General features: G+C 57.1%; 18 protein-coding genes and 1 other annotated feature. All 18 genes read right to left on the bottom strand.

Translation table 11 applies throughout. The annotated features are described in order from the left end of the window. Positions 1 to 179: 179 nt before the first annotated feature. Positions 180 to 941 carry a NifB/NifX family molybdenum-iron cluster-binding protein gene (locus tag B5E84_RS09350; protein ID WP_087222014.1) on the bottom strand — a complete coding sequence of 254 codons (762 nt, stop codon included), beginning with the start codon at positions 939 to 941 and terminating at the stop codon, positions 180 to 182. A 392-nt stretch (positions 942 to 1,333) separates the two neighbouring features. After that, positions 1,334 to 2,317, bottom strand: coding sequence for a bile acid:sodium symporter family protein (locus B5E84_RS09340; protein ID WP_087222009.1), 984 nt, complete (start codon positions 2,315 to 2,317; stop codon positions 1,334 to 1,336). A gap of 280 nt (positions 2,318 to 2,597) precedes the next feature. Next, positions 2,598 to 2,835, bottom strand: a binding site (T-box leader). A gap of 206 nt (positions 2,836 to 3,041) precedes the next feature. Beyond that, positions 3,042 to 3,803 carry a peroxide stress protein YaaA gene (gene yaaA, locus B5E84_RS09335; RefSeq protein WP_087222007.1) on the bottom strand — a complete coding sequence of 254 codons (762 nt, stop codon included), beginning with the start codon at positions 3,801 to 3,803 and terminating at the stop codon, positions 3,042 to 3,044. Positions 3,804 to 3,922: 119 nt separating this feature from the next. Then, positions 3,923 to 5,182 (bottom strand): chloride channel protein, encoded by a 1,260-nt coding sequence (locus tag B5E84_RS09330; protein WP_087222005.1) that lies wholly within the window; start codon positions 5,180 to 5,182, stop codon positions 3,923 to 3,925. 25 nt (positions 5,183 to 5,207) lie between these two features. Continuing rightward, positions 5,208 to 6,143, bottom strand: a complete 936-nt coding sequence (gene ftsY / locus B5E84_RS09325) for a signal recognition particle-docking protein FtsY (RefSeq protein ID WP_087222003.1) — start codon at positions 6,141 to 6,143, stop codon at positions 5,208 to 5,210. A 232-nt stretch (positions 6,144 to 6,375) separates the two neighbouring features. Continuing rightward, positions 6,376 to 9,936: a chromosome segregation protein SMC gene (gene smc, locus B5E84_RS09320; RefSeq protein WP_087222001.1), complete on the bottom strand. Its 3,561-nt coding sequence runs from the start codon at positions 9,934 to 9,936 to the stop codon at positions 6,376 to 6,378. A gap of 11 nt (positions 9,937 to 9,947) precedes the next feature. Continuing rightward, complete coding sequence (gene rnc / locus B5E84_RS09315; protein ID WP_087221999.1) at positions 9,948 to 10,655, bottom strand: ribonuclease III; 708 nt, start codon at positions 10,653 to 10,655, stop codon at positions 9,948 to 9,950. Positions 10,656 to 10,957: 302 nt separating this feature from the next. Further along, positions 10,958 to 11,188: an acyl carrier protein gene (gene acpP / locus B5E84_RS09310; protein ID WP_087221997.1), complete on the bottom strand. Its 231-nt coding sequence runs from the start codon at positions 11,186 to 11,188 to the stop codon at positions 10,958 to 10,960. A 16-nt stretch (positions 11,189 to 11,204) separates the two neighbouring features. Then, positions 11,205 to 12,212, bottom strand: coding sequence for a phosphate acyltransferase PlsX (gene plsX / locus B5E84_RS09305; protein ID WP_087221995.1), 1,008 nt, complete (start codon positions 12,210 to 12,212; stop codon positions 11,205 to 11,207). A 163-nt stretch (positions 12,213 to 12,375) separates the two neighbouring features. Beyond that, positions 12,376 to 13,791, bottom strand: a complete 1,416-nt coding sequence (locus B5E84_RS09300; RefSeq protein WP_087221993.1) for a 6-phospho-beta-glucosidase — start codon at positions 13,789 to 13,791, stop codon at positions 12,376 to 12,378. Positions 13,792 to 13,794: 3 nt separating this feature from the next. Further along, complete coding sequence (locus tag B5E84_RS09295) at positions 13,795 to 14,709, bottom strand: ROK family protein (RefSeq protein WP_087221991.1); 915 nt, start codon at positions 14,707 to 14,709, stop codon at positions 13,795 to 13,797. Beyond that, positions 14,706 to 16,070: an MFS transporter gene (locus tag B5E84_RS09290; protein ID WP_087222105.1), complete on the bottom strand. Its 1,365-nt coding sequence runs from the start codon at positions 16,068 to 16,070 to the stop codon at positions 14,706 to 14,708. Before B5E84_RS09290 ends, B5E84_RS09295 begins: the two co-directional genes overlap by 4 nt. A 130-nt stretch (positions 16,071 to 16,200) precedes the next feature. Then, a complete protein-coding gene (locus B5E84_RS09285; protein ID WP_087221989.1) occupies positions 16,201 to 17,697 on the bottom strand; it encodes a sulfatase in 1,497 nt (498 codons plus the stop codon). Positions 17,698 to 17,843: 146 nt separating this feature from the next. Then, the gene (locus B5E84_RS09280; RefSeq protein ID WP_087221987.1) at positions 17,844 to 18,872 is read right to left on the bottom strand and encodes a LacI family DNA-binding transcriptional regulator; all 1,029 of its coding nucleotides are present in this window, start codon (positions 18,870 to 18,872) and stop codon (positions 17,844 to 17,846) included. A gap of 142 nt (positions 18,873 to 19,014) precedes the next feature. After that, on the bottom strand, positions 19,015 to 20,469 hold the full coding sequence (locus B5E84_RS09275; RefSeq protein WP_242963332.1) for a glycoside hydrolase family 3 protein: 1,455 nt from the start codon (positions 20,467 to 20,469) through the stop codon (positions 19,015 to 19,017). Positions 20,470 to 20,793: 324 nt separating this feature from the next. Further along, on the bottom strand, positions 20,794 to 20,985 hold the full coding sequence (locus tag B5E84_RS09270) for a helix-turn-helix transcriptional regulator (protein WP_087221985.1): 192 nt from the start codon (positions 20,983 to 20,985) through the stop codon (positions 20,794 to 20,796). A gap of 1 nt (position 20,986) precedes the next feature. Further along, a complete protein-coding gene (locus tag B5E84_RS09265; RefSeq protein WP_087221983.1) occupies positions 20,987 to 21,310 on the bottom strand; it encodes a DUF2178 domain-containing protein in 324 nt (107 codons plus the stop codon). Positions 21,311 to 21,346: 36 nt separating this feature from the next. Next, on the bottom strand, positions 21,347 to 22,507 hold the full coding sequence (locus B5E84_RS09260; protein ID WP_087221981.1) for a slipin family protein: 1,161 nt from the start codon (positions 22,505 to 22,507) through the stop codon (positions 21,347 to 21,349). Positions 22,508 to 22,722: the final 215 nt, after the last annotated feature.

Here is a 22,722-nt window from a genome sequence, read left to right as displayed (position 1 = left end):
GCGCAAAGCATTTTCCGGCCTGCACCGCAAAATAAGCCCTGCGTCCTCCCTCCACTCATCCCTTCCGAACGTACGTCCACCACGGACAAAAACGTACCGGCAACGCCTTTTTCAGGTTCTGCCGGTACGTTTTGTCTTCGTTCTTTATTCTCAGCGGGTTCTGGCCGCCGCCACTTTCATCAGCCGCAGGTGTGTCCGTGGCCGCCGCAGCTATGTCCGTGGCCTTCGTGCTCCCCACAGGAGTGTCCCTCGCCGTGGCCGTGATGATGGCTGCACTGGGTATCCGGATTGTAGGACAGGCTGCCTGCTAAGAACGCCTCCACCTGACGGTCCGCGTCGCCGGAAGCCCCGGGGTATAAGCGGATGCCGGCCTCTGCCAGGGCGTTTTTCGCTCCCATTCCGATGCCGCCGCAGATGAGCACCTCCACCCCTCTGTCCGCCAGGAAACCGGCCAGGGCGCCGTGGCCGCTGCCGTTGGTATCCACTACCTGGGAGGAGACGATGGCCCCGTTCTCCGTCTCGTAAATCTTAAACTGTTCCGAATGTCCGAAATGCTGGAATACCTCTCCATTTTCATATGTCACTGCAATTTTCATCGTAAAATCTCCTTTCCCTGCCGGCCCTATCCCGGAAACGGCCGGATGCTCCGGCCCGCGCAGCACAAACTCACCGCCGTCGATCACCAGCCCGGCTCCCTCCACCAGAAACCTGGCCAGCTTTTTCCTGGCGGACGCGTACAGGCTCTGCACCGTCCCGCGGCCTACGCCCATACGGACAGCGCACTCCTCCTGGGTCAGCTCCAGATAGTCGATGAGACGGATCGTCTCGTACTCCTCCACCGCCATCCGGATCCCATGGCTCGTTTCTCCCCTGCCTTCCGCTTGAAAACGGCTGTATCTGGGCAGCCGCTCCACCTGCTTTCCCTTTACCGGTCTCGCCATCTGTGTCCTCCTTCTTCCAGGATATTATTGGCATATGTTAACTATACCTCTGTTATTGGTATATGTCAACTATTTTCTCAAAAAAAGATGTCATTTTTATTTAAGAGTTATTTCAGCAATTTTGTTTAAAAGCATTTTAAATGCCACCAAATTCTCCGCAGCATCTCCCCCATCCCCTCCCGCGTTTCCCGCCTCCCGGCTCCGCGCAAAACGGACTGCCCGCCCGCGGCCCATTTCTCCGCGGATCAGACAGTCCGTTTCCTCTCCTGCTGCCGTCATGTCACCAGATCTCCAGGACAAATTTCTACGGCAGATTCCTATAACCGTTTTCTATAACAAATTTCTGTAACAAATTTTTCATGGCAGCGGGCCGCTTTCCGTCCCGTCCTTCCTTACGCCTGGGCCGTCCTTTCGGTGCCCGCGGCACTCTCATTCTTCTGACCTTCCGCGTTTCTCGCAAAGAAGTTTGCCAGAATGGCTCCGGACACGTTATGCCACACGCTGAACACCGCCCCTGGAATGGTGGCCAGGGGATACTGGGCAAAGTGGGTGGCCGCCAGGGAGGTGGCCAGGCCGGAGTTCTGCATTCCCACCTCGATGGAGATGGCGCGGCACTTGGTCACATCCAGCTTTAACGCCTTGCCGATGCCGTAGCCCAGGACGTACCCCAGCACGTTGTGAAGAATTACCACGGCCACGATCAGAAGGCCGGAGGTCATAAGCTTGGCGGAGTTGGCGGAAACCACGGCCGCTACAATGGCCACAATGGCGGTGGTGGACACCAGGGGCAGAACCTCCACCACAGCCTCCGTAAACTTCTGGAAGAAATGGTTGATGACGAAACCTGCAGCGATGGGCACGATCACCACCTGCACGATGGAGACAAACATACTCATCATATCCACGTCCACCCTGGCGCCTGCGTAAACGTAGGTGAGGAAGGGGGTGAGGAAGGGAGCGAGCACCGTGGAAACAGCCGTCATTCCCACAGACAGGGGCACATCTCCCTTGGACAGGTAGGTCATCACGTTGGAGGAAGTGCCGCCGGGGCAGGTTCCCACCAGGATCACGCCGATGGCCAACTCCGGGGAGAGGCCAAAGAGTTTCGTCAGGCCGAAGGCCAGCAGAGGCATCACCGTAAACTGGGCGATGCAGCCGATGACCACGTCCTTCGGGCGGCTGAACACTACCTTAAAATCTCCCGGTTTCAGGGTCAGTCCCATGCCGAACATCACGATGCCAAGCAGGGGATTGACGTAGCTGGTCTTTAAAAAGCTGACGGTGGAGGGTGCAAACAGCGCCAGGGCCGCCACAGCGATCACGATCACTGCCATATTTCGGCTTACAAATCCGGTTACCTTTTTTAATGTTTCCATAACAGTTTCTCCTTTTCCCTATCATTCTCCATCTCCGCGACCGGCGAGGGCCGGGCGGGCGGCTGCGGCTGACCCAGGTTTTTTACCCGCCCCGGAACCTGATCCGGGGCGTCCTGACAACCTCTCGTCCGGTCTGCCGGCATCTCTGCCCTCAGACACCGTTCCGCAGCGAAAGGAATGGCTGTTTCCCTCCTCCTGGAAACGCCGCGTTTCCAGGATTGGAGGAAATCCGGAAATGCGGTTTTGTTTCACAGGAAACAAAAAAGCCCTTGTCTCTACTCCAAGAGACAAAGGCTCAAACCTCTGCGGTACCACTCTTTTTGCCGCTTGCACGGCCACTCGCTCCCATCTGACAATGGGCAACAGGATAACGGCTGTTCTCCGTCCAGGCTTACTGCAAACCGTTTCAGCCCGAAAGCTCTGAGGTGATATTCACCGGACCTTCCTCACTGCCTTGCACCAACCGGCAGCTCTCTGTAGATTCCCGTCCGACTACTCCTCCTCGTCATCGCGAACTATGAATTTAGGTGTATCATAGCGCTGTTTTTCCGGCTTGTCAATCCCCTGTGAAAAAATTTTTTCCAGGTATTTTTCAAGACCTTCTTTCAGTCTTTTCCGGAAAACCCTCTGTGAAATCCCTGAAAAACTTCTGGAAAATCACGGGAAAACTCCCCTGTTCCGCGCCGTTTTTCCGCCTCTGCCTTCCGCAGAGAAACGGCGGCTCTCACTTTAAAAACACGTACTCGTTCTCCGCAGAAAGCTCCTTCGAAAACCGGAACCCGTCCTCCCGGAATTCCTTCATCACCTCCGGCTCCTCCCCCTGAACCGCAGCCAGGTATCGCACCATGCTGCCCCTGGCCATCTTGGCCTGGGTGGCCTTCACCTTTACCTTCGGGTTTCCCTTTTTATCCTGGGCCAGCTCCCCGAACACACAGGTGATGAAACGGTCCTCCGGCCGCAGATAGGGCTCCACGGCGCGGCTGTACTCCTTGGAGGCCAGATTTACGATCACCGGCCGCTCCTCTCCCGCCGTCAGCTCCCGGTAAAGGGCGTCTCCCCAGTATCCGTACAGATCTCGGCTCCCGTCCACAGACAGTTTCGCCTGCATCTCCAGCCGGTAGGGCACTACCCCGTCCATGGCCTTTAAAATGCCGTAAAACCCGCTTAAAATACAGAGGTGGTCCCTCACGTACTCCCACTGGCGGTCCGTAAACACCCGCGGCGCCATGGACTGGTACTGAATGCCCACATAGGACAGTACCGCCGGTGTCAGCCCCCGGCGGACATCCATCTCCTGGAGGCGGCGGTAGTTTAACTCCGTAATGCTGTCGTTGGCCTGGTAGAGCTCCTTTAACTCCTCCCTGGAAAGCCCCCGCAGCACGTCCCGGATCCGCTCCGCCCGCTCCAGAAACACCGGCTCTCCCAAGGCCTCCATCAGGTCCGTCTCCGTCTCCATTTTCTTCGCCGGGGAAATGATGATCTTCACCAGGAAAACGCCTCCTTTCTTTCTCTCCCGTCTGTCCGTGTACTGCGGACACCTTCATTTGTCCGTGTACCGCAGACATTCTCACCTCCGTCCCACAGACAGCCTATTTCCAAGTTTCCTCACTCGTGAGAGCGAATATTGATATACTCCGCCTTCAGCTTGGAGTACACAAATTTCTGGCTCTTGTACAGTCCGTAGTAGCCGGACAGGGTAAAGCTCACCGCCACGATAATGGCAAAGTAGGGCATGGCCCCATAGCCAAACATCTCAAAGGCCAGGATCACCGAGGCGATGGGACAGTTGGTGACGCCCACAAACAGGGCCGCCATGCCGCAGGCCGCGCAGAGGGCCTGATCCATGCCGGTGATCTGGGACACCGCCGCGCCGAAGGCCGCCCCTACGCACAGGGTGGGAACGATCTCTCCGCCCTTAAAGCCGGCGCCCAGGGCCACGGCGGTAAACACCATTTTTAACAGGAAGGCAAACAGGCCCACCTGTCCTCCCTCCATGATCTCCGCCACCAGATGGATGCCGCTGCCGTTGTACTCCCGGTTTCCCACCAGGAGAGTCAGGCCCACAAAGAGGACGCTGCCCGCCAGGATCCGCAGGTAGCTGTTTGGAAAATATTTCCGGTACAGCTTTTCCGACTGGTGCAGGATGATACAGAACAGGACGCTTACCAGGGCGCAGGCCACCCCAAGGCCCACGGTAAACACCGCCTCCGAAATGCCGAAAGCCGGCGCCCCCTCCAGCAGAAACTGCTCCGGCAGGTTTCCGAACTGCCGGGAGATGGCCGCCCCGATAAAGGAGGCAAACACGCAGGGCACCAGGGCCGCGTAGTACAGCACGCCGATGCTCACCACCTCCAGGGAAAAGATCCCCGCCGCCATGGGCGTGCCAAACAGCGCCGCGAAACAGGCGCTCATGCCGCACATCACGGCGATCTTTTTATCCTTTTCGTCCAGCCGCATCCACTTTCCCAGCTGGTTTCCCAGGCTGCCTCCCAGCTGCAGGGCCGCCCCCTCCCGTCCGGCAGAGCCGGACACGAAATGGGTCAGCAGCGTCCCTAAGAAAATCAGAGGCGCCGTGGCCAGGGATACCTCCTCGTTGGCGGAGATGGCCTCCAGCACCAGGTTGGTGCCCCGGTTGCCCTCCTCGTGGAAGGTGCGGTACAGCCAGACGATGGCCAGGCCCGCGGCAGGCGCCAGAAACAGCGTCCAGGAATGATCATGCCAGAAGGCGGTAACCCAGGTGATCGCCCGGCCAAACACCGCTCCCACAAGCCCCACCGCAATCCCGATGACGCAGGATATAAATGTCCATTTCAAAAAATAATGCAGATTGCTCCTCAAAGGAGTCTTCACATCAAACCGGCCCATACTTTTCCCCCTCCGGTCCGTTTCTTCAGTTTTCTTTTATGTCGAACAGCGCGTTGACAAAGGCGCCGGCGTCAAATTTTTGCAGGTCGTCGATCTTCTCACCGATCCCGATATACTTCACCGGGATGCCAAGCTCCGACTGGATGGCCACGGCGATGCCGCCCTTTGCGGTGCCGTCCAGCTTGGTGAGGATGATGCCGGTCACGTCCGCCACCTCCATAAACTGTCTGGCCTGGGACAGGGCGTTCTGCCCGGTGGTGCCGTCCAGTACCACCAGGTTCTCCCGGTAGGCCTCCGGGTACTCCTTGTCGATGATGCGGTTGATCTTTTTTAACTCCTCCATCAGGTTCTTCTTGTTGTGAAGGCGGCCGGCGGTGTCGCAGATCAGCACGTCCGCGTTCCTGGATTTGGCCGCGGAGACGGCGTCGTAGACCACGGCGGCCGGGTCAGAGCCCTCCTGCTGGGCGATGATGTCCACCCCCGCCCGGTTGGCCCACTCCGTCAGCTGCTCGATGGCTCCGGCGCGGAAGGTGTCCGCCGCCCCCAAAAGCACCTTGCGGCCGCTGTCCTTTAGCTGCCCCGCCAGCTTTCCTACGGAGGTGGTCTTTCCCACGCCGTTGACGCCGATGACTAACACCACGGACTTGCGGTTTTCAAACTCGTAGGCGTTTTCCCCCAGGTCCATCTGCTTTTTGATGCTGTCGATGAGAATCTGCTTGCACTCCGCAGGCTCCTTGATGTGCTGCTCCTTTACGGTCTGGCGCAGGTGCTCGATGATGGACGTGGTGGTCTGGATCCCCAGATCGCCCATGATGAGGGTTTCCTCAATCTCCTCATAAAAGTCGTCGTCGATGGCGGAAAATCCGCTGAAAATGGAGTCGATTCCCGACACGATGTTGTTCCTGGTCTTGGTCAGGCCCTCCACCAGCCTGCCAAAAAATCCTTTTTTCTGCTCCTCCATACACTTTTCCTCCTATTTACTATGAAAGCCCCGGATGGCGACGATATAGATGGGCGCGCCCTCGCGCATAGATATATCGGCATCAGACGGGCAAGACGGTATGAGAAAGTAGGGCGGCAGCCCGGATTTCGAATACCGTCGGCAGATGGCGGGAACGCCGTAGGCGTGGAGCCATCTGGCTTTCATGATTTGTGATGACCGCGTTAGCGGTCATGTCCATTTTGTATCCCTTTTATTTGTCCAGATCGTCCTCGATCAGGTTGACGCTCACCAGGGTGGAAACGCCTTTCTCCTGCATGGTGATGCCGTAGAGCCGGTCCGCTGCCACCATAGTGCCTCTCCTGTGGGTGATGACGATAAACTGGGTGTACTTTGTCAGCTTGTGCAGGTAATTGGCGAAACGGTCCACGTTGGAATCGTCCAGGGCCGCCTCGATCTCGTCCAGCAGGCAGAACGGGGACGGCTTTAAATTCTGGATGGCAAACAGCAGGGCGATGGCCGTCAGGGCCTTTTCCCCGCCGGAGAGCTGCATCATGTTCTGCAGTTTCTTTCCCGGCGGCTGGGCGATGATCTGGATGCCCGCCTCCAGGATGTCCTCGTCCTCCAAAAGCTCCAGCTTTCCGTTTCCGCCGCCGAACATTTCCTTAAATACCTTGTCGAACTCGCCGCGGATCTCCCGGAACTTCTCCTCAAACTGCCGCCTCATACCGGCGTCCAGCTCCTCAATGATGTTTAAGAGCACGGCCTCCGCTTTCACCAGGTCCTCGTGCTGGCCTTTCATGAACTCATACCGCTCGGAAATCTCCTTGTAATCCTCGATGGCGTTCACGTTTACATTTCCCAGGGCACGGATGGCGGCCTTTAAGGACTCCACCTGCTTTTTCAACTCTGAAAGCCCCGGCAGGCCATCGTCCCGCAGGGCCTCGGCCCGGGAATAGGTGAGCTCGTACTCGCTCCACATATAGTCCACGTAGCTGTCCAGACGCTCCGCCAGCTTTTCTCCCTGGCTCTGGAGACGGAACATCTCCTTGTCCAGGCGGGACACCTCCCCGGAGAGCTCCTCCCGCTTTTCAAAGAAGGTGCTCTGCCTGGCCGTCCGCTCCTCCCGGTCGCGGGTGGCGGCGGAGAGCTCCTCTGCCAGGCGGGTGGCGTTTTTCTCCGCGTTTTCGATGAGCTCTGTCAAGCGGCCGATCTCCGCCTCCTTTTCCGCGATGGCCTGGCTGCTGTCGCCGGCCCCGTTTCCAAGGCTCTGCTTTTCCTCGTCCAGGCGTTTCATCTCCTCCCGGACGCGGCGGATATTTTCTAAGGCAAACTGGTGTTTCTGATGCAGGCCGGAGGTCTCTAACTGGGCCTTCGCCAGCTCCTCTCTCCGCAGGACGCTGGCCTGCTTTTCCTGCTCCAGCCTGCCGTTTAATTCGTCGATTTCCTGGGTGATGGAGGCGTTTTTCTCCTCCAGCTGCCGCTCCTCGTTTCCCAGCTCGCTCTGGCTGGCGGCGATGTCCCGCAGCTGTTCCTCCAGGTCCTTATTCTCCCGCACCATGTCGGTGGAGGACTCGGCGATCTCTGCCTTCTTCTCCTCCAGGCCGGAAATGCCGATCTGCACCGTATTCCGGCGCAGCACTGCGTCCTGTCTGGAGCTTTTGATGGACTCCAGATGCTCTTTTTCCTCGGAGAGCAGGCCCTCGTTTAAGGCCAGGTCCTTCTGGATCTCGTCCACCTGGACCAGGGCCTTTTTGCAGGCCTCCTCCAGCTCCTCAATCTCCCGGCGGCGTCCAAGGAGGTTGCTGGTGTTTTTAAAGGCGCCTCCCGTCATGGAACCTCCGGCGCTCAACAGCTCGCCTTCCAGGGTGACGATCCGCAGGGAATAGCGGTACTTCCTGGCTACGGCGATGGCGCAGTCGATGTTTTCCGCCACCACCACCCGGCCTAACAGGTAGTCCGCCAGCCCCTCGTACTGAGGCTCCACGTGTACCAGGCGGTTGGCCAGGCCGATGATCCCCGGCTCTTTTAGGGCCGCCTCCTGATGGAATCCGCCTTTTCCGCTCACGCTGGTGAGGGGAAGGAAGGTGGCGCGGCCGTATTTATTTTTCTTCAAATACTCGATGAGCTGCTTGGCAGTCTGCTCCGAGTCGGTGACAATGTTCTGGATGCTACCTCCCAGGGCCGTCTCCACCGCCACCTCGTATTTTTTCTCCGTGGTGATGATGTCCGCCACCACCCCTTGGATGCCCCGCACCCGGTCCCGCACTTCCATGACCCGGCGGATGCTGCCGCCGTAGCCCTCGTAGCGCTCCGCCAGGTTGCGGAGGGAGTCTAACTTGGTGTGGCTGGTGTGGTACTGCTGCTGGGTGTTGTTTAAATTGCGGTTTAAGCGGCGCACTTCCTGCTCCAGCTCGTCGATGCGGCCTTCCGACGCCGCCTGACGCTCCGCCAGACTGGAAAGCTCCTCCTCAATGGCGGAAAGGGCCGCCCGTTCCACCTTCAGCTGTTCGTCCTGGACGGACTCGTCGCTCTTAAATTTCAGTAAGCGCTGGGCCACCTCGGAGCGGCGCACCTGGGCCTGCTCCAGCATGGTGGCGTACCGCTGCTTTCTGGCGGCTAAGGACGCCTTTTCATTTAAGTTGGTGATAATAGCGGCCTTGTTCTCCTCGATGCGCTGGTCCAGCACCATGATGGACTCCTCGGTGCGGCGCAGGGTTTCCTCCGCCTCCTCCTGGCGCTTTACGCAGGTTTCCGCCTCGGCGGCCACCTCGTCCCGCTCCGCCTCGTAGCCTGCCATCTGGGTGTTTTTCTCTGCCAGCTCCCCGTCGATGGCGGCCACCCGGGAGGCGATGTGCTCCGCGTTCATCCGCTCGGTGTTGATCTGCTCCCGCAGCACGCCGATCTGGCCTTCTAAATTGCCCTTTAGCATCCCGGCGCTGGTGTGCTCCTCCCGCTTTTTCGCCAGCTCCTGGTCCAGGGCGGCGATGGACTCCGTCAGGCGGTCATACTCCTGTTTTAAGTCCTCGGAGGCCTGTTTCACATCCGCCAGATGGCCGGAGACGATGGACTCCTTTTCCTCCAGCTCCCGTTTCTGGGTCTGGATTTCCTCTGTCTCCAGAAGGAAGGCGTTGGCGTCGCTTCGTTTCAATTCTTCCTTTAACCGCAGGTACTCCTTGGCCGTCTCGGACTGTCTGGCCAGGGGGCCTACCTGCTTTTCCAGCTCCGTGAGAATGTCCGTCACGCGAACCAGGTTCTGTTTCTCGTCCTCCAGCTTTTTCTGGGCCACCACCTTGCGGCGCTTGAACTTGACGATACCGGCGGCCTCGTCAAACAGCTCTCTGCGCTCCTCCGGCTTTCCGCTTAAGATCTTGTCGATCTGGCCCTGGCCGATAATGGAGTAGCCCTCCTTGCCGATACCGGTGTCGTAAAACAGCTCGTTGATGTCCTTTAAGCGGCAGACGCTGCCGTTCATCAGGTACTCGCTCTCCCCGGACCGGTAAATGCGCCTGGTGATGGTCACTTCGTCGTATTCCACTGGCAGCTTGTGGTCGGAGTTGTCCAGGGTGATGGCCACGGAGGCAAAGCCCTGAGGTTTTCTGAGCTCCGTACCGGCAAAGATTACATCCTGCATACTGGAACCCCGCAGCTGTTTCACCTTCTGCTCGCCTAACACCCAGCGGACGGCGTCGGCTACGTTGCTCTTTCCGCTGCCGTTGGGGCCGACGATGCCGGTGATGCCGTTGTGGAACTGAAATACGATCTTGTTGGCAAATGACTTGAAACCGTGGATTTCAATACTTTTTAAATACATAGATTCCCCTTTTATTCTTCCGGCTCCCTGGCGCCTTCCTCCTTGAGCTTTAAAATGCCCTTGTAGGCCGCCATCTGCTCCGCCGCTTTTTTGGAGCGTCCCTGGCCGCGGCCGATCTCCCGGCCGCCGATCTTTGCGCAGGTCTCATAGACGCGGTTGTGCTCCGGCCCTTCTTCTCCCAAAAGCTCGTAGGTGAGGGTCTCTTTTCCCATTCCCTGCACCATTTCCTGCAGAATAGTCTTGCTATCATAAAAGAGCTGCTTGTTCTCCAAGTCGTTCAGGATGAATCTGTGGATGAACTCTTTTGCACTAGCAAAACCACCGTCCAAATAGATGGAGCCGATGAGCGCTTCCATGGCGTCTGACACGACGGAGCTTCTCTCCCGTCCTCCCGTGGCCTCCTCACCGCGGCCTAAAAGCAGGTACTCTCCCAGATGGATCTCCCCGGCGCAGTAGGCTAAGGCCTGCTCGCAGACCATGCTGGCCCTCGTCCTGGTCATCTCGCCCTCCGGCATCTGTCCGCTTTTTTGAAATAAGAAGTCGCTGGAGACCAGCTCCAGCACGGCGTCGCCTAAAAACTCCAGCCGCTCGTTGTTTCTCGCTTTTTCCCAGTGTCTCTCGTTGGCGTAGGAACTGTGGGTCATGGCATGGGACAAAAGGGTTTTGTCCCGAAACCGGTACCCGATAACCTGCTCCAGCTTTTCCAATTTACGATTCATAATTCTCCTCTCTCCCCGAAGGGCCGCGGCCCCGCTTTGGCCCGGCCCTTCTTTTAAAAAGTGTGCGCTACTGCGCACACCCGCGCCGGAGCGCAGCTGCGTCAGCAGCTATTTCCCTTTGCGCGCAGTGTGCATCCGCCGGAGGCTGTTGTGCCATAAGGAATGCTGTTTTCTATGGCACAAGTGTGCGCAGCAGCGCACACCCGCGCCGGAGGCTGTTGTGCCATAGGGAACGCTGTTTTCTACAACACAACATAAAAAGCCCTGGGTCAGGGCTTTTATCTCAACGCCTCCCCTAAATTTCAGTTCAGCGCATTTTTAATCTGCTCTACCGCATCGCCCACGGAAACGATCTTCTCCGCCTCCTCGCTGGGGATCTCAATGTCAAATTCTTCCTCAATGCCCATGATGATCTGGAATACATCCAGGGAATCCGCCCCCAGATCGTCCACAAAGGTGGACTCCATGGTGATCTCGTCCGGCTCGATGTTTAATACCTCTCCAATAATCGTCTGCAATTTCTCAAATTCCATGACCTCATTCCTTTCCTTACTCTGTTTTTTCCGTGCCAAGGCTCTCTCTGATCTTTTCGTTGATGCCCTGCTCTTTAAAAGTCACGCACTGGATGATGGAATTGCACACTTCCGTTGCTTTGGAATTACCGTGGGTCTTGACCACAAGGCCGTTTAATCCCAGAAGGGGGGCGCCGCCGTACTTGCTGGCGTCAAAGGATTTTAAGGTCTCCTTCAGGGCAGGCTTTACCAGGAGGGCGCCGATTTTGCTGCGCAGGCTGGTGAGCATTCCCTCCTTCACCTTGGAGATCAGGGTAGCCCCCACGCCCTCGTAGAGTTTCAGGATCACATTGCCCACAAAGGCCTCGCAGACCACCACGTCCGCCCCGCCGTGAGGAATCTCCCTGGCCTCGATGCTGCCGATGAAATTGATGTCCTCACAGGCTTTTAAGAGGGGGAAGGTCTCCTTCACCAGGGCATTTCCCTTTTCCTCCTCGGCGCCGATGTTTACAATGGCGACCCTGGGGTTTTTGATGCCTACCACGTTCTCCATATAGATGGAGCCCATTCTGGCAAACTGGACCAGATGGGACGGCCTGGCGTCCACATTGGCCCCGCAGTCGATGAGCAGGGACACACCGGTCTCCGTGGGAATAAGGGGGGCTAACGGCGGGCGCTCCACGCCCTTGATCCTGCCGACGATGACCTGGCCGCCCACCAGGATGGCCCCGGAACTGCCGGCGGACACGATGGCATCGGCCTCTCCCTTCTTCACCATGTTCATCCCTACCACCAGGGAGGAATCTTTCTTTTTGCGGATGGCGTTTACCGGCGGCTCCTCGGTGGCGATCACCTCTGTGGCGTTTCTCACCTCAATCTGGCCTTCCCGGTACGTGTGTTTTTTTAACTCCTCCGCCACCACAGCCTCCTGACCGATCAGGACGATCTGGATGTCGTCTCTCCTGCCTGCCGCCTGGACGGCACCCTTTACGATTTCTCCCGGCGCGTAGTCCCCGCCCATGGCGTCAACTGCTATTCTTATCATGTCTGATACTCCTTCTGCCTTCTGGCCTCACGATAATCTATACATACTATACTAAAGAATATTTCAGAAATCAACATGGTTTTTGGAAAAGTATGTTTCCAGACGGACGCGGCCCCGGAAACGCCTGCTCTCCTGTCGCGTCTCCGGGGCCATGCCTTCATTATTATGATTCTTCCAGACACTGTCCGTTTGTCTCAATCACGTTTTTGTACCAGAAAAAGCTCTTTTTCCGGTAACGGGCCAGGGTGCCCGTGCCGTCGTTGTTCCGATCCACGTAGATGAAACCGTAGCGCTTTTTCATCTCCGCCGTGGACGCGCTCACCAGGTCAATGCAGCCCCAGGTGGTGTAGCCCCACAGCTCCACGCCGTCCTGGATGGCCTGACTCACCTCCAGCAGGTGTTCCTTCAGATACTGGATCCGGTAGTCATCCTCCACTGTGGGACCGTCCGGGCTGTCCACCAGCAGGTCCGCGGCCCCCAGGCCGTTTTCCACGATGAACAGCGGTTTCTGGTAGCGGTCGTAGAGGGTGTTTAACAGGATGCGCAGGCCCTTGGGATCAATGGCCCAGCCCCAGTCTGTCTTTTTTAAGTAGGGATTTTTGCAGCCGCCCATGAGGTTTCCCCCTGCTGCCTCTGCTTCTGGGTCGGCGCTCTGGCAGAGGCTGGAGTAGTAGCTGAACCCGATGTAGTCCACCGTGTGTTCCCGCAGCATCTCCTCGTCCCCTGGCTCCATGGCGATCTCCACCCCTTTTTCCCGCAGCATCCGTTTCATATATCCGGGATAGTAGCCGCGGACGTGGACGTCGCTGAACATCAGATTTTTCCGGTCTTCCTGAAGGTTATACCACACGTCCTCCGGGTTGGGAGTGAGGGGATAGGTGGGCATCCCTAACACCATGCAGCCGATCTTGTTTTCCGGGTCGATCTCATGGCCGATCTTCGTGGCCATGGCACTGGCCACCAGCTCGTGGTGAATGGCCTGATAAAGCTGCCCGTCCGTCAGCTCCTCCTTCGGAGTGGCGATGCCGCCGCTCATAAACGGGGCCTCCAGCACACTGTTGATCTCGTTGAAGGTGAGCCAGTATTTCACCTTTCCCCGGTAACGGCGGAAAATGGTCTCGGCGTACCGGCAGTAAAAACCGATCATTCTCCGGTCCACCCAGCCATCGTAGGTCCTGGCCAGATGGAGGGGCGTCTCATAGTGGCTGATGGTCACCATGGGCTGGATCCCGTATTTCAGGCATTCGTCAAACACCCGGTCGTAAAACTCCAGCCCCTTTTCGTTGGGCTCCTCCTCGTCCCCATTGGGGAAAATGCGGCTCCAGGCGATGCTGGTTCGGTAAACCCGAAAGCCCATCTCCGCAAACAGGCGGATGTCCTCCCGGTATCTGTGGTAAAAATCAATCCCCTGAAGTTTCAGATTGTCCTCCGTGGGCTCCGCCGTAGGCGGGGCCATAATGCCCCGCGGCATCACATCCTGGACGGAAAGGCCCTTGCCATCCTCCCGGTAGGCGCCTTCATACTGGTTGGCGGCTGTAGCCCCGCCCCAGAGGAAATTTTTCGGAAAATAAACGCTCATCTCTCACCTCTCCATTCTCTGTATACACTGGTAAACGGCTCCCAGCAGGTTGGCATCGCTGCCGTTTTTACAGCGGACCACCTTCGGGATGGGAAACTGGGTAAACACAGTGCCCTCGTAAAGGGCGTCCAGGGCCTTCTCAAGCTTTTCCATGAGTACCGGCTGATTGCTGATGCCGCCGCCGATGGCAAAGAGCTCCGGATCCAGGATCGCCTGCAGATTGTGAATCTGGACAGCGATGCCCTGACAATACTCCTCCAGAGCAGCGATGCCCTCCTGATCTCCTCCGTTAATCAGCCGGAACATTTCCCGGCCGTCCATCTTTGTATCTGCCGGCAGCCCTTTTTTCTTTAGCATCAGAGATAACAGGCCGTTTTTCCAGCCTCCCTGAAATCCGAAAATATCCTCCCCAAAGCCCAGGCGGGTCCCCGGCCGGCAAAATAAATAGCTGAATTCTCCAGCAAAGGCGTGAACGCCCTTAAACACCTGGCCGTCGATGACGATTCCGCCTCCCACTCCCGTTCCCAGTACCATGACCACGCCCACGCGGCAGCCCTTTAAGGCGCCTGCCACGTATTCTCCCAGGGCGCAGCTTTTCCCGTCGTTTTCCACGAAACAGGGAAGGGCGCTTTGTTCCCGCACCAATTTCCCAAAGGGCACCTGGTGCAGGTAGCGGAGGACGCCTCCCCCGTCAATGATGCCGTCCGGCTCATCCTGCAGCGTCCCCGGCACGCTGATGCCCACACCGGAAAGCTGTCCCTGCCGTTCTTTACAGAGATCGGCGATGCGGCCGGCCAGATCCTGGGCGTCGGTGTAGGGGGTGGGGAATTCTCCCCGGTCCCCGATCTGAAACTCCTCGGTCATCACCGCCCATTTTACCGCCGTGCCGCCAATGTCTACCGCCAGAAACCTTCTCATCTTCCGGCCCCCTTCCTGGCTCTCTCGTCCAGCTCGCTGCGGATCTGGGCGTACTTTTCGCTGGTAATGTCATAAAACACCATGGAAATCAGAGATGCCACATAGCCTAACACCGGCATTCCAAACCGCAGGAACACGATCATGGAGAGGACGGCGGGCGTCTGCTCCTGGTTGGGCACGAAGTTTACCAGCCCTAAGAAAAAGCTGGCGATGAAACCGCCGATGGCCATGCCGAATTTGTTGATAAAGGTGAGGGAGGAAGACATCAGCCCGTCCGCCCTCTGACCAAATTTCCACTCCGCGTAGTCGGAACATTCCGGCAGCATGGCCCAGCCCAGGTTAGAGGGAATTTTGGAAATAAAACCGAAGGCAGCCATCATGCTCATGAGAACGGACACCCCGGCGGTGGGCCGCAGCCACATCACTACCAGCGGGAAAATAGAGAAGAAACTGCCCAGCCAGTAGAGCTTTTTCTTTCCCATCCACTTCGACAGGACGGGCAGAAGGGGGATGGAGACAATGCCGGCAAAAAGGATGGCAGATGCCACCGGAGCCACCAGGTCCTCTCTGTGGAGTACGTATTTAAAATAGTACATATTGACGGCGCTGTAAGTGGCGTTGGCCAACACGTCCGTTCCGAAGGCGATCATCAGCATGAGCATGGGACGGTTTTTCATCAGCAGTTTCAGGTCATGGAGCATATTGAAAGGTTTTTTCTCCTCCTCCATGTCACAGAGATCGTACTCCTTGCCTCCCCAGGCGCAGATCCAGAAGGCCACGGTGGTGAGGATGCCGATGAAGGCGCCGTAAATGGCCCAGCCCTGTTTCCCGCCGCCGAACAGCTCCACTAACGGCAGAGCCAGGACGGTAACGATGAACTGGGAAACCGTTCCCATCCCCTGTTTCCAGGAAACAATCACCGTTCTCTGATCGGGATCCTGGGACATCACTGGGGTCAAGGAGTGGTAAGGAATGTTTACCACCGTAGATGCCAGGGAATAGGCGATGTAAACCACGTAGGCATACACGATTTTCATGTTGGGGGACAGGTCCGGCGCCGTGAACAGCAGGAACACAAGCACCCCCAGCACCGGAGCCCCGTAAATGATCCAGGGGCGGTATTTGCCCAGCTTGGAACGGGTGTGATCGCCAATCATACCCATAACCGGATCGGTAAAGGCGTCAATAAACCGGGATACCAGCATCAGGCCGGATACCACCATACTGCTGATGCCAAAAATATCCGTGTAGAAAAATGTCAGGTAGGACATAGTCAGGAAAAATGCCAGATTGGATCCCAACCCACCAAAGGAATACTTAAACACATCCACAAACTTCGCTTTTGCATACTTTACTTCCATAAATACCTTCTTTCCCGGTCCCTGCAGGACCATTTTTTCAATTCCAGGCCCATCCTGACATCCATCTCAAATGGAACCACATTTTTGACAGCCTGGCAATATCTGGTTTCCTCCGTTCTCGTTCTCGCCCTTAGAGTCCCAACCGGTCATACAGCTCCTCAGGAGCCTCGTTTTTCTCCATATACTCCCGGATATAGCCCATCATCCTGGCTCGGACAGCCTCGTCCTCTATGGGATAGCTCTGGCCCGGATCCTGTTCCAGATCGTAAAGGGCCGATCCGAAGGAAGTGGTGTCCCCCATGCGGTTTTTGGAAAGGATTTTCATCACCTTGCAGCCTTTCGTGAAGGAAAATGGGCCCGCTAACTCCATGTCCGCCAGTTCCTCCGGCTGGAACATACAGCGCATATGGGTGGGCATCAGAGTGTACTCGTACACCGGAGCCTCCGGATGGCTGGCCGCGTGCAGGTAGTAATACCGTCCGTCGGTCACGTCCACCTGGCTCCCATGGTAGCCGAACACTGCATATTCCCGGATGGGCTCATCCCGGTCCATTACCTGACACAGCGGTTTTCCCTCCATATCCTTCGGGATCTCCATTCCGAAAAACTCCAGCAGGGTGGGGGCTAAGTCAATGGTCTGCACGATGGAATGCCGCTTTGCTCCCGCCAGCTCTTTCCTCCTGGGATCGTATACGTACAGGGGAATATGGGCGATCTCCTCATAAATGGGCATATTGGTCTTCCCCCACCAGCCGTGCTCCGACAGCAGGAACCCGTGGTCGGTGTTTACAATGAGCATCGTGTCCTCCCACAGATTGTACCGGTCCATAAGGTCCAGCACCTTTCCCAGATAGCGGTCGCATTTGGTGAGAAGGGCGGCGTACTCACACCGCACGTGCTGGATGGTGTTCTCATCCTCCGCCACCGGCGCATAGGGCGGCCAGTCCGCCTCCATCTCCCCGTCCCCCAAAAACGTGTGGGGGTAGAGGGCCTTGTCCTCTTTTAAGCTGTAAAAAGGCTCATGGGGATCAAAGGTCTCGATCTGAAGAAACCAACCATCCTCTCCGTGGTTCTTTTCTATGAACTCCAGACCTCCCTGGAACGTCACCGCCTGGGAGGTTTTCTCCTCCGTGTCCATGTAGCTGCGGTTTACCAGATCCTGGGCCATCATCCGGGAATAAGGGGGATATTCCAGCATGACCTCCTTGTTTTTAAATACGGTCTTTTTGTCATAGCGGCAGCTAAGATCCGCCTTCCACAGGTCCCCCTCCTGTCCCCGTACACACTCCCAGGAGCTGTATCGGTTGTGATAGGTGCATCCGCCGTCTTCCCAGTAGTGCTGGTGATCGCTCACCAGGTGGGTGTATATCCCGCCTTTTTTTAAGATCTCCGGCATAGAGTCGTCAAAGGGCTCCATGGGCCCCCAGCTGCGGTGAAAGAAATTTACCCTTCCCGTATGGAGCTCCCTGCGGGCCGGCATACAGGGCATACTTCCCACATAACATTGCTCAAACTGGACGCTCTTTTCCGCCAGACGCTTAAAGTTCGGCGTGATGGTCCAGTCACAGCCGTAGGATTCCAGCAGATCTCTCCGCAGGGAATCGTACATCACCATGATTGCTTTCATAAGGTTCCTGCCTTTCGTTTTATATTTGCGGCTTTTCAGGGCGGCCGCCCGCCTGTTTCTGCCTCGTTTCTTCTCTGCTTTCTTCTTTTGAAAGCGCTTTCAGAAAGCGCTTTCAAAAATGGGATAATCAAAAGGGTTTCCGGCTGTTACACCATGGCCCTTATTGACTCCCGTTCTATAAATTTCGTAATGTATTCCCTGGAGGTCTCCTTTAACTCCCGTTTTTCCATGTGGCGTACCAAAAGCTCCGCCGCTCCCTGCCCCATATCCTGAGCTGGGACGTAAAAAGCTGAAATTTGAGGATAGAATAATCTTCCCGCCCCCAGACGGTGCTCTACCGCCAGAATGGACACCTGATCCGGCACGGAAAGTTTCAGTTCCGTGCAGCTGTTTAAAATGCCCTGGGCTGTGCCCATCAAAGAGGTGCAGATGGCCGTACAGCCCTTCTTCACCACATACTCCTTTAAATCGGCCAGCACCATCTCCCTGGGATAGTCCTGATCAGCCCCTTCCACCGGAAAGATATTCAGATCTCCCATCGTTTCCTTCGCCCGTTTCAGAATGCTGTCCAAATAGATCCGATGCAGGGAAGAGGTGTAAAACAGAATCCGGCGATGCCCCTTTTCATAGAGCACCTGGAGCATTTCCACCATGTAGGTCTCCAGCTGGGCGTAGACGTTCATCCCCCGCTCGTGGAATTTTCGTCCCACGTACACAATGGGGTAATCTTCATCCATGCACTGCCAGATCCGTTTCAGCTGATCCTCGTCGGATACGCCGCTGAGGATGAGCCCGTCGATCTTTTTCTGGCGGATAAATTCCAGAAACTTAGGCTCAGAGGCCTTCCGGCTCTTATAGTCCAGATTTTCGCCGATCAGCACCATACTGTAGCCGCAGGCGGACAGGACCTTCTCAATCCCCTTCAACAGCTCTAAGGTGTAGGCGTTCTCAAACATGGAATCCGGCTGATAAGGAAAGTAGACGCCAACCATCTCCGACTGCTGCTTTGCCAGCCCCCGCCCGAACTGGTTGGGAACAAACTGGTAATACTCCATAGCCTCCCGGACGGCCTCCGCCTTTTTTTCATTTACATTTGCACTGTTGTTTAAAATTCTGGACACGGTGGAGATGGATACTCCCGCCCGTTTCGCCACATCGTAGATGGATGCTGCCATTGATTCTGCTCCTTTTGTGTATTTTGAAAGCGCTTTCAAAATCTGTTATCATCATATCAAATTTTCCACTGTATAACAACGTGATTTATAACAAAAAACAGGAGCAAAATTTGTATGTCTTTCACAAATTTCGCTCCTGCTCTCACCATTCCATCTCCGCCTTCCTCTCCAAAATCCGCCCCACCGACTGATCCAGCCGCTCCTCGCTGATCTTGCCCGACCGCACTGCCTGGAGAATGGCCTCGTAAGCCGCCGGCAGATCCTCCGGCATGAGAAGGAGGTCGGCTCCTGCCTGGAAGGCCTTTACCGCCGCCTCACCGGCGGTGTAGTGCTCCGTGATGGCCCCCATATTCAGGGCGTCTGTGACAATCAGCCCGTCAAAGCCCAGATCGCCCCGGAGCACCTCCGTGAGCATCACCGGCGACAAAGACGCCGGCGTCCCGTCCCCGATCACCTGGGGAAGGGAAATGTGGGCCGCCATGATGCACTCTGCCCCGGACTGGGCCGCCGCCTGAAAAGGAATCAGCTCCGCCGCTTTCAGCTCCTCTAACGTCCGGTCCGCCTCCGCGAACCCCTCATGGGTGTCCCCCGCCGTGGCCCCGTGACCTGGAAAATGCTTATACACCGGCATGATCCCCTGCTCCCGCAGCCCCTTAGCCACCTGGCCGGACAGCTCTGCCACCAGCTCCGGATCGTCTCCGAAGGAGCGGGAGCCGATGGCCCTGTTTCCCGGCTCCGTGAGCACATCCGCGTCCGGGGCAAAATCCATGTTAAACCCGTATTCTTTTAAATAAGAACCGATTACCGTTCCCACCTCATAGGCCCGCTCTCCGTCCTTTTTCGCCCCGATCTCTGCCATATTCTCGATTTTCGGAAGGCCGAAGGCCGGATGGTTCCCCAGGCGGGCCACTGTTCCCCCTTCCTCGTCAATGGCCAAAAATAAAGGCAGCCCCTGGATCTGCCTGGCGTACTCCTGGACTCCCGCCGTCATGGCCTTCACCTGCTCCGGGGACTGAAGGTTCTGGGAAAAATAGATCAGGCCGCCTACGGGATAGGTCTCCAGAGCCTCCCTGGTGGCCTCTCCCGCCTGAGTCACCTGGGAGTAGCCGGTGAGGGCCTCCGGCGTCACCAGGAAAATCTGGGCCGCCTTCTCCTCCAGGGTCATAGCTGCCAGCTGCTCCTGAGGGGTGGAACGGCCCGTGCCGGAGGTGTCCGCTCTCTGGCTGCTGTCTCCGCCGCTCTCCCCGCCTTCGTGCCCGCCGGAGACGCCCTCTGCCGGATCCGCTCCAGAACCGTCATTCTCGCCGGAAACACCCGGATCTCCCGGAAAGGTCTCTCCCTGGATCCTTTTCCCAGGTTCCTCCTCTCCCTGCCCCTGAGAGCGGGAAAGCAGGGCGGCAGCCCCCACGCCGCCGACACATAAAATCGCCAGAAGAAGGCCCAGCGCCAGGACAGACGGCCCCCGTTTTTTCCTCCTCCGGGAAACTGCCCTCCCTCTGCTGCGGCCGCGGGAAACAGTTCCTACCTGCCCCGCCTGCCGGGGCCGTCTGGATTCCCCCATTTCCCCTCTGCTCCTTCTGGTGTTTTCCTCCTGCATCCTGTCATCCTCCTGTCTCATGGGGTGCCTTTGCCCGTTCTTCCCTTTCGGGAATATCCTTCCGGCAGCGGCAATTCCCGCCTGCGTCCATTCTCAACTGCCTCTATTCTACCGAAACCTGCCGGACTTGTCAAAACCATCCTGCGCCCCGCCGGTTTTGACAGGATATGCTGCAACCTTTTCCCTGCGCCGCCGCGAACTCGGGCCCTACAGGCCGGCTCCTATCCTTATCATGCCCAAAATCCCCGCAAATTTCCCTTCCCGTTCCTCTGTTCCTCTGTTCCTCTCCCTCAGAACAGACGGGCAGCTGCCAAAACAGCCTCCCTAGGACGGCAAAAACAACCCGTCCACCGTCACCCCCAGCTCCCTTGCCAGGGCAAAAGCCAGAGCGAGGGTGGGGTCGTATTTATTGTTTTCAATGGCGTTCACCGTCTGCCTGGATACGCCGCAGCGTGCGGCCAGCTCCTCCTGGGACAGGCCCAGCTCCTTCCGAAACTCCCGGATCCGGTTCTCCATCTCAGTCTCCAAACCTCCTCTTATAAAACCGCAGGCAGACCGCGAAGATCAGGGAAATCACCGCCAGCATCACAAAGGGATTGATCCCCTCCGCTGTCCCCTCTCCCATGGCGATCCCCACGATCTGCCCGATATTGGAGAGAAGGAGGAATCCGACGGTGATATAAAGAGTCTGGCTGCTGGCCTTTGAAAGGATGAGCTGGCGCCTCTCATCCCCCTGGCGGCTCAGGGAAATGAGCATGGCGCAGATGGAAATGACACAGGCCAGAAAAATCCCCAAAAATACAAAAAGCACCACCGCGATCACACTGGTTGCTGTCCTCATAAAAAGCAGCCTCCTTTCTACAATGTCAAAATGTTTTTACATTTTCATCGTATCAAAGAGGCCGCAAAATGTCAAGAGTTTTTTTACATTTTCCTTCGTTCCCATCATCTCTCCCAGCTGCTCCAGGATTCCCCGGCCGCCGGCCACAGAGATGGAACCCACCTTATCGCAGATCCGCTCTAAGTATTCCATTTCCTTTAAGTGGTACAGCACCCGGTTCTCCTCCATGAGTCTGGCGGTGTTTAACAGGCTCCTGGTGGACGCCACCTCCTCCCTGCGCATGATCACGTTGGCCTGGGCCTTTTTCTCCGCCACCAGCACCGTGTTCATAATCTCCCGAATCTCCCCCGGCAGGATGATGTCCTTGATTCCCACCAGGAGGAACCTGGCGCAGTACCGCTCTCCCTGCTCTTTCATCCGCTCCCAGACGAGACGGCCGATTTCCTCCCGCCTGGCTAACAGCTCATCCAGCCGGTAATTTCCCACATACTCCCGCAGGATCAGCTGGACAAAGGCGTAAACTTGCGTTTCCGGGTTTTCCATGGTGGCTACCAGACGCTCCGGGTCGGTGAACTGATAGCTGCACACCACATTCAGCCGCACTCCTACCTTATCCGCTGTCAGGATCTCCTGACCGGCGATCTCCATCTGACGCACCCGCAGGTCCACGGTACGCATGGTGACCTCCCTGCCGTAGTTCCAGAAATAGTAGGTTCCCGTCTCCAGCCGCCTTTCATACCGGCCGTCTATGTAGAGCAGGCCCGCCTCTCCCTCCTTCACCGTAAACCGCTTGTAAAACTTCGGCGGCATCAGCTCCAGGTACATCCGCGGCAGCACCTCCTCCATATCCGTGGCGGTGATGTCCAGCGTCTGAAACTCGTTCCGCTCAAACACGTTCCAGAACAGGTTTTCCGGCTTGGTGAGCACCTCGTGGAAGGCGCCGTTTACAAAGCGGATGGCGATGGAGGTGTCCGGCAGCACTGTCTTCACCACCCTGGAGGCAAACTCCGGATCCTTCATGAGCACATCCTCCGGAATGCCCTTTCTGTCCACCTCCCCCTTCATGGAAACCTTCTTCACCTCGCAGCCCCAGGCCGGGAAAATCCAGTGGACCCCCGCCGTCAAAAGCCGCTCATATTTCCCGTTTCTCAACAAATATCCACATTCCTGATCCTTCATAATCACTTTCTTTATCATATTCTTCCTCCTGAACCATGTCCCGTCATTCTTCCAGGGAACAGGCGCCGCGTTTCACCGGCATTTCTTTTCCTTCCTGTCACAGAAAGGAACGTGCCCCGCTCCACCCTCTGCCGGGGGCCGTCCCGCGGGCCGTTTCCTCCCGGACAGGGGGAACGGGATTTCTTCCGGACGATGGTGCTGTCCGGAGGGAAATTCCGTCTGCCCTGCCGTGG

This window comes from Lachnoclostridium sp. An14 (assembly GCF_002160755.1).
In the GTDB taxonomy this organism is placed as follows: domain Bacteria; phylum Bacillota; class Clostridia; order Lachnospirales; family Lachnospiraceae; genus Lachnoclostridium_A.
This window is presented reverse-complemented; position numbering and strand designations above follow the sequence as displayed.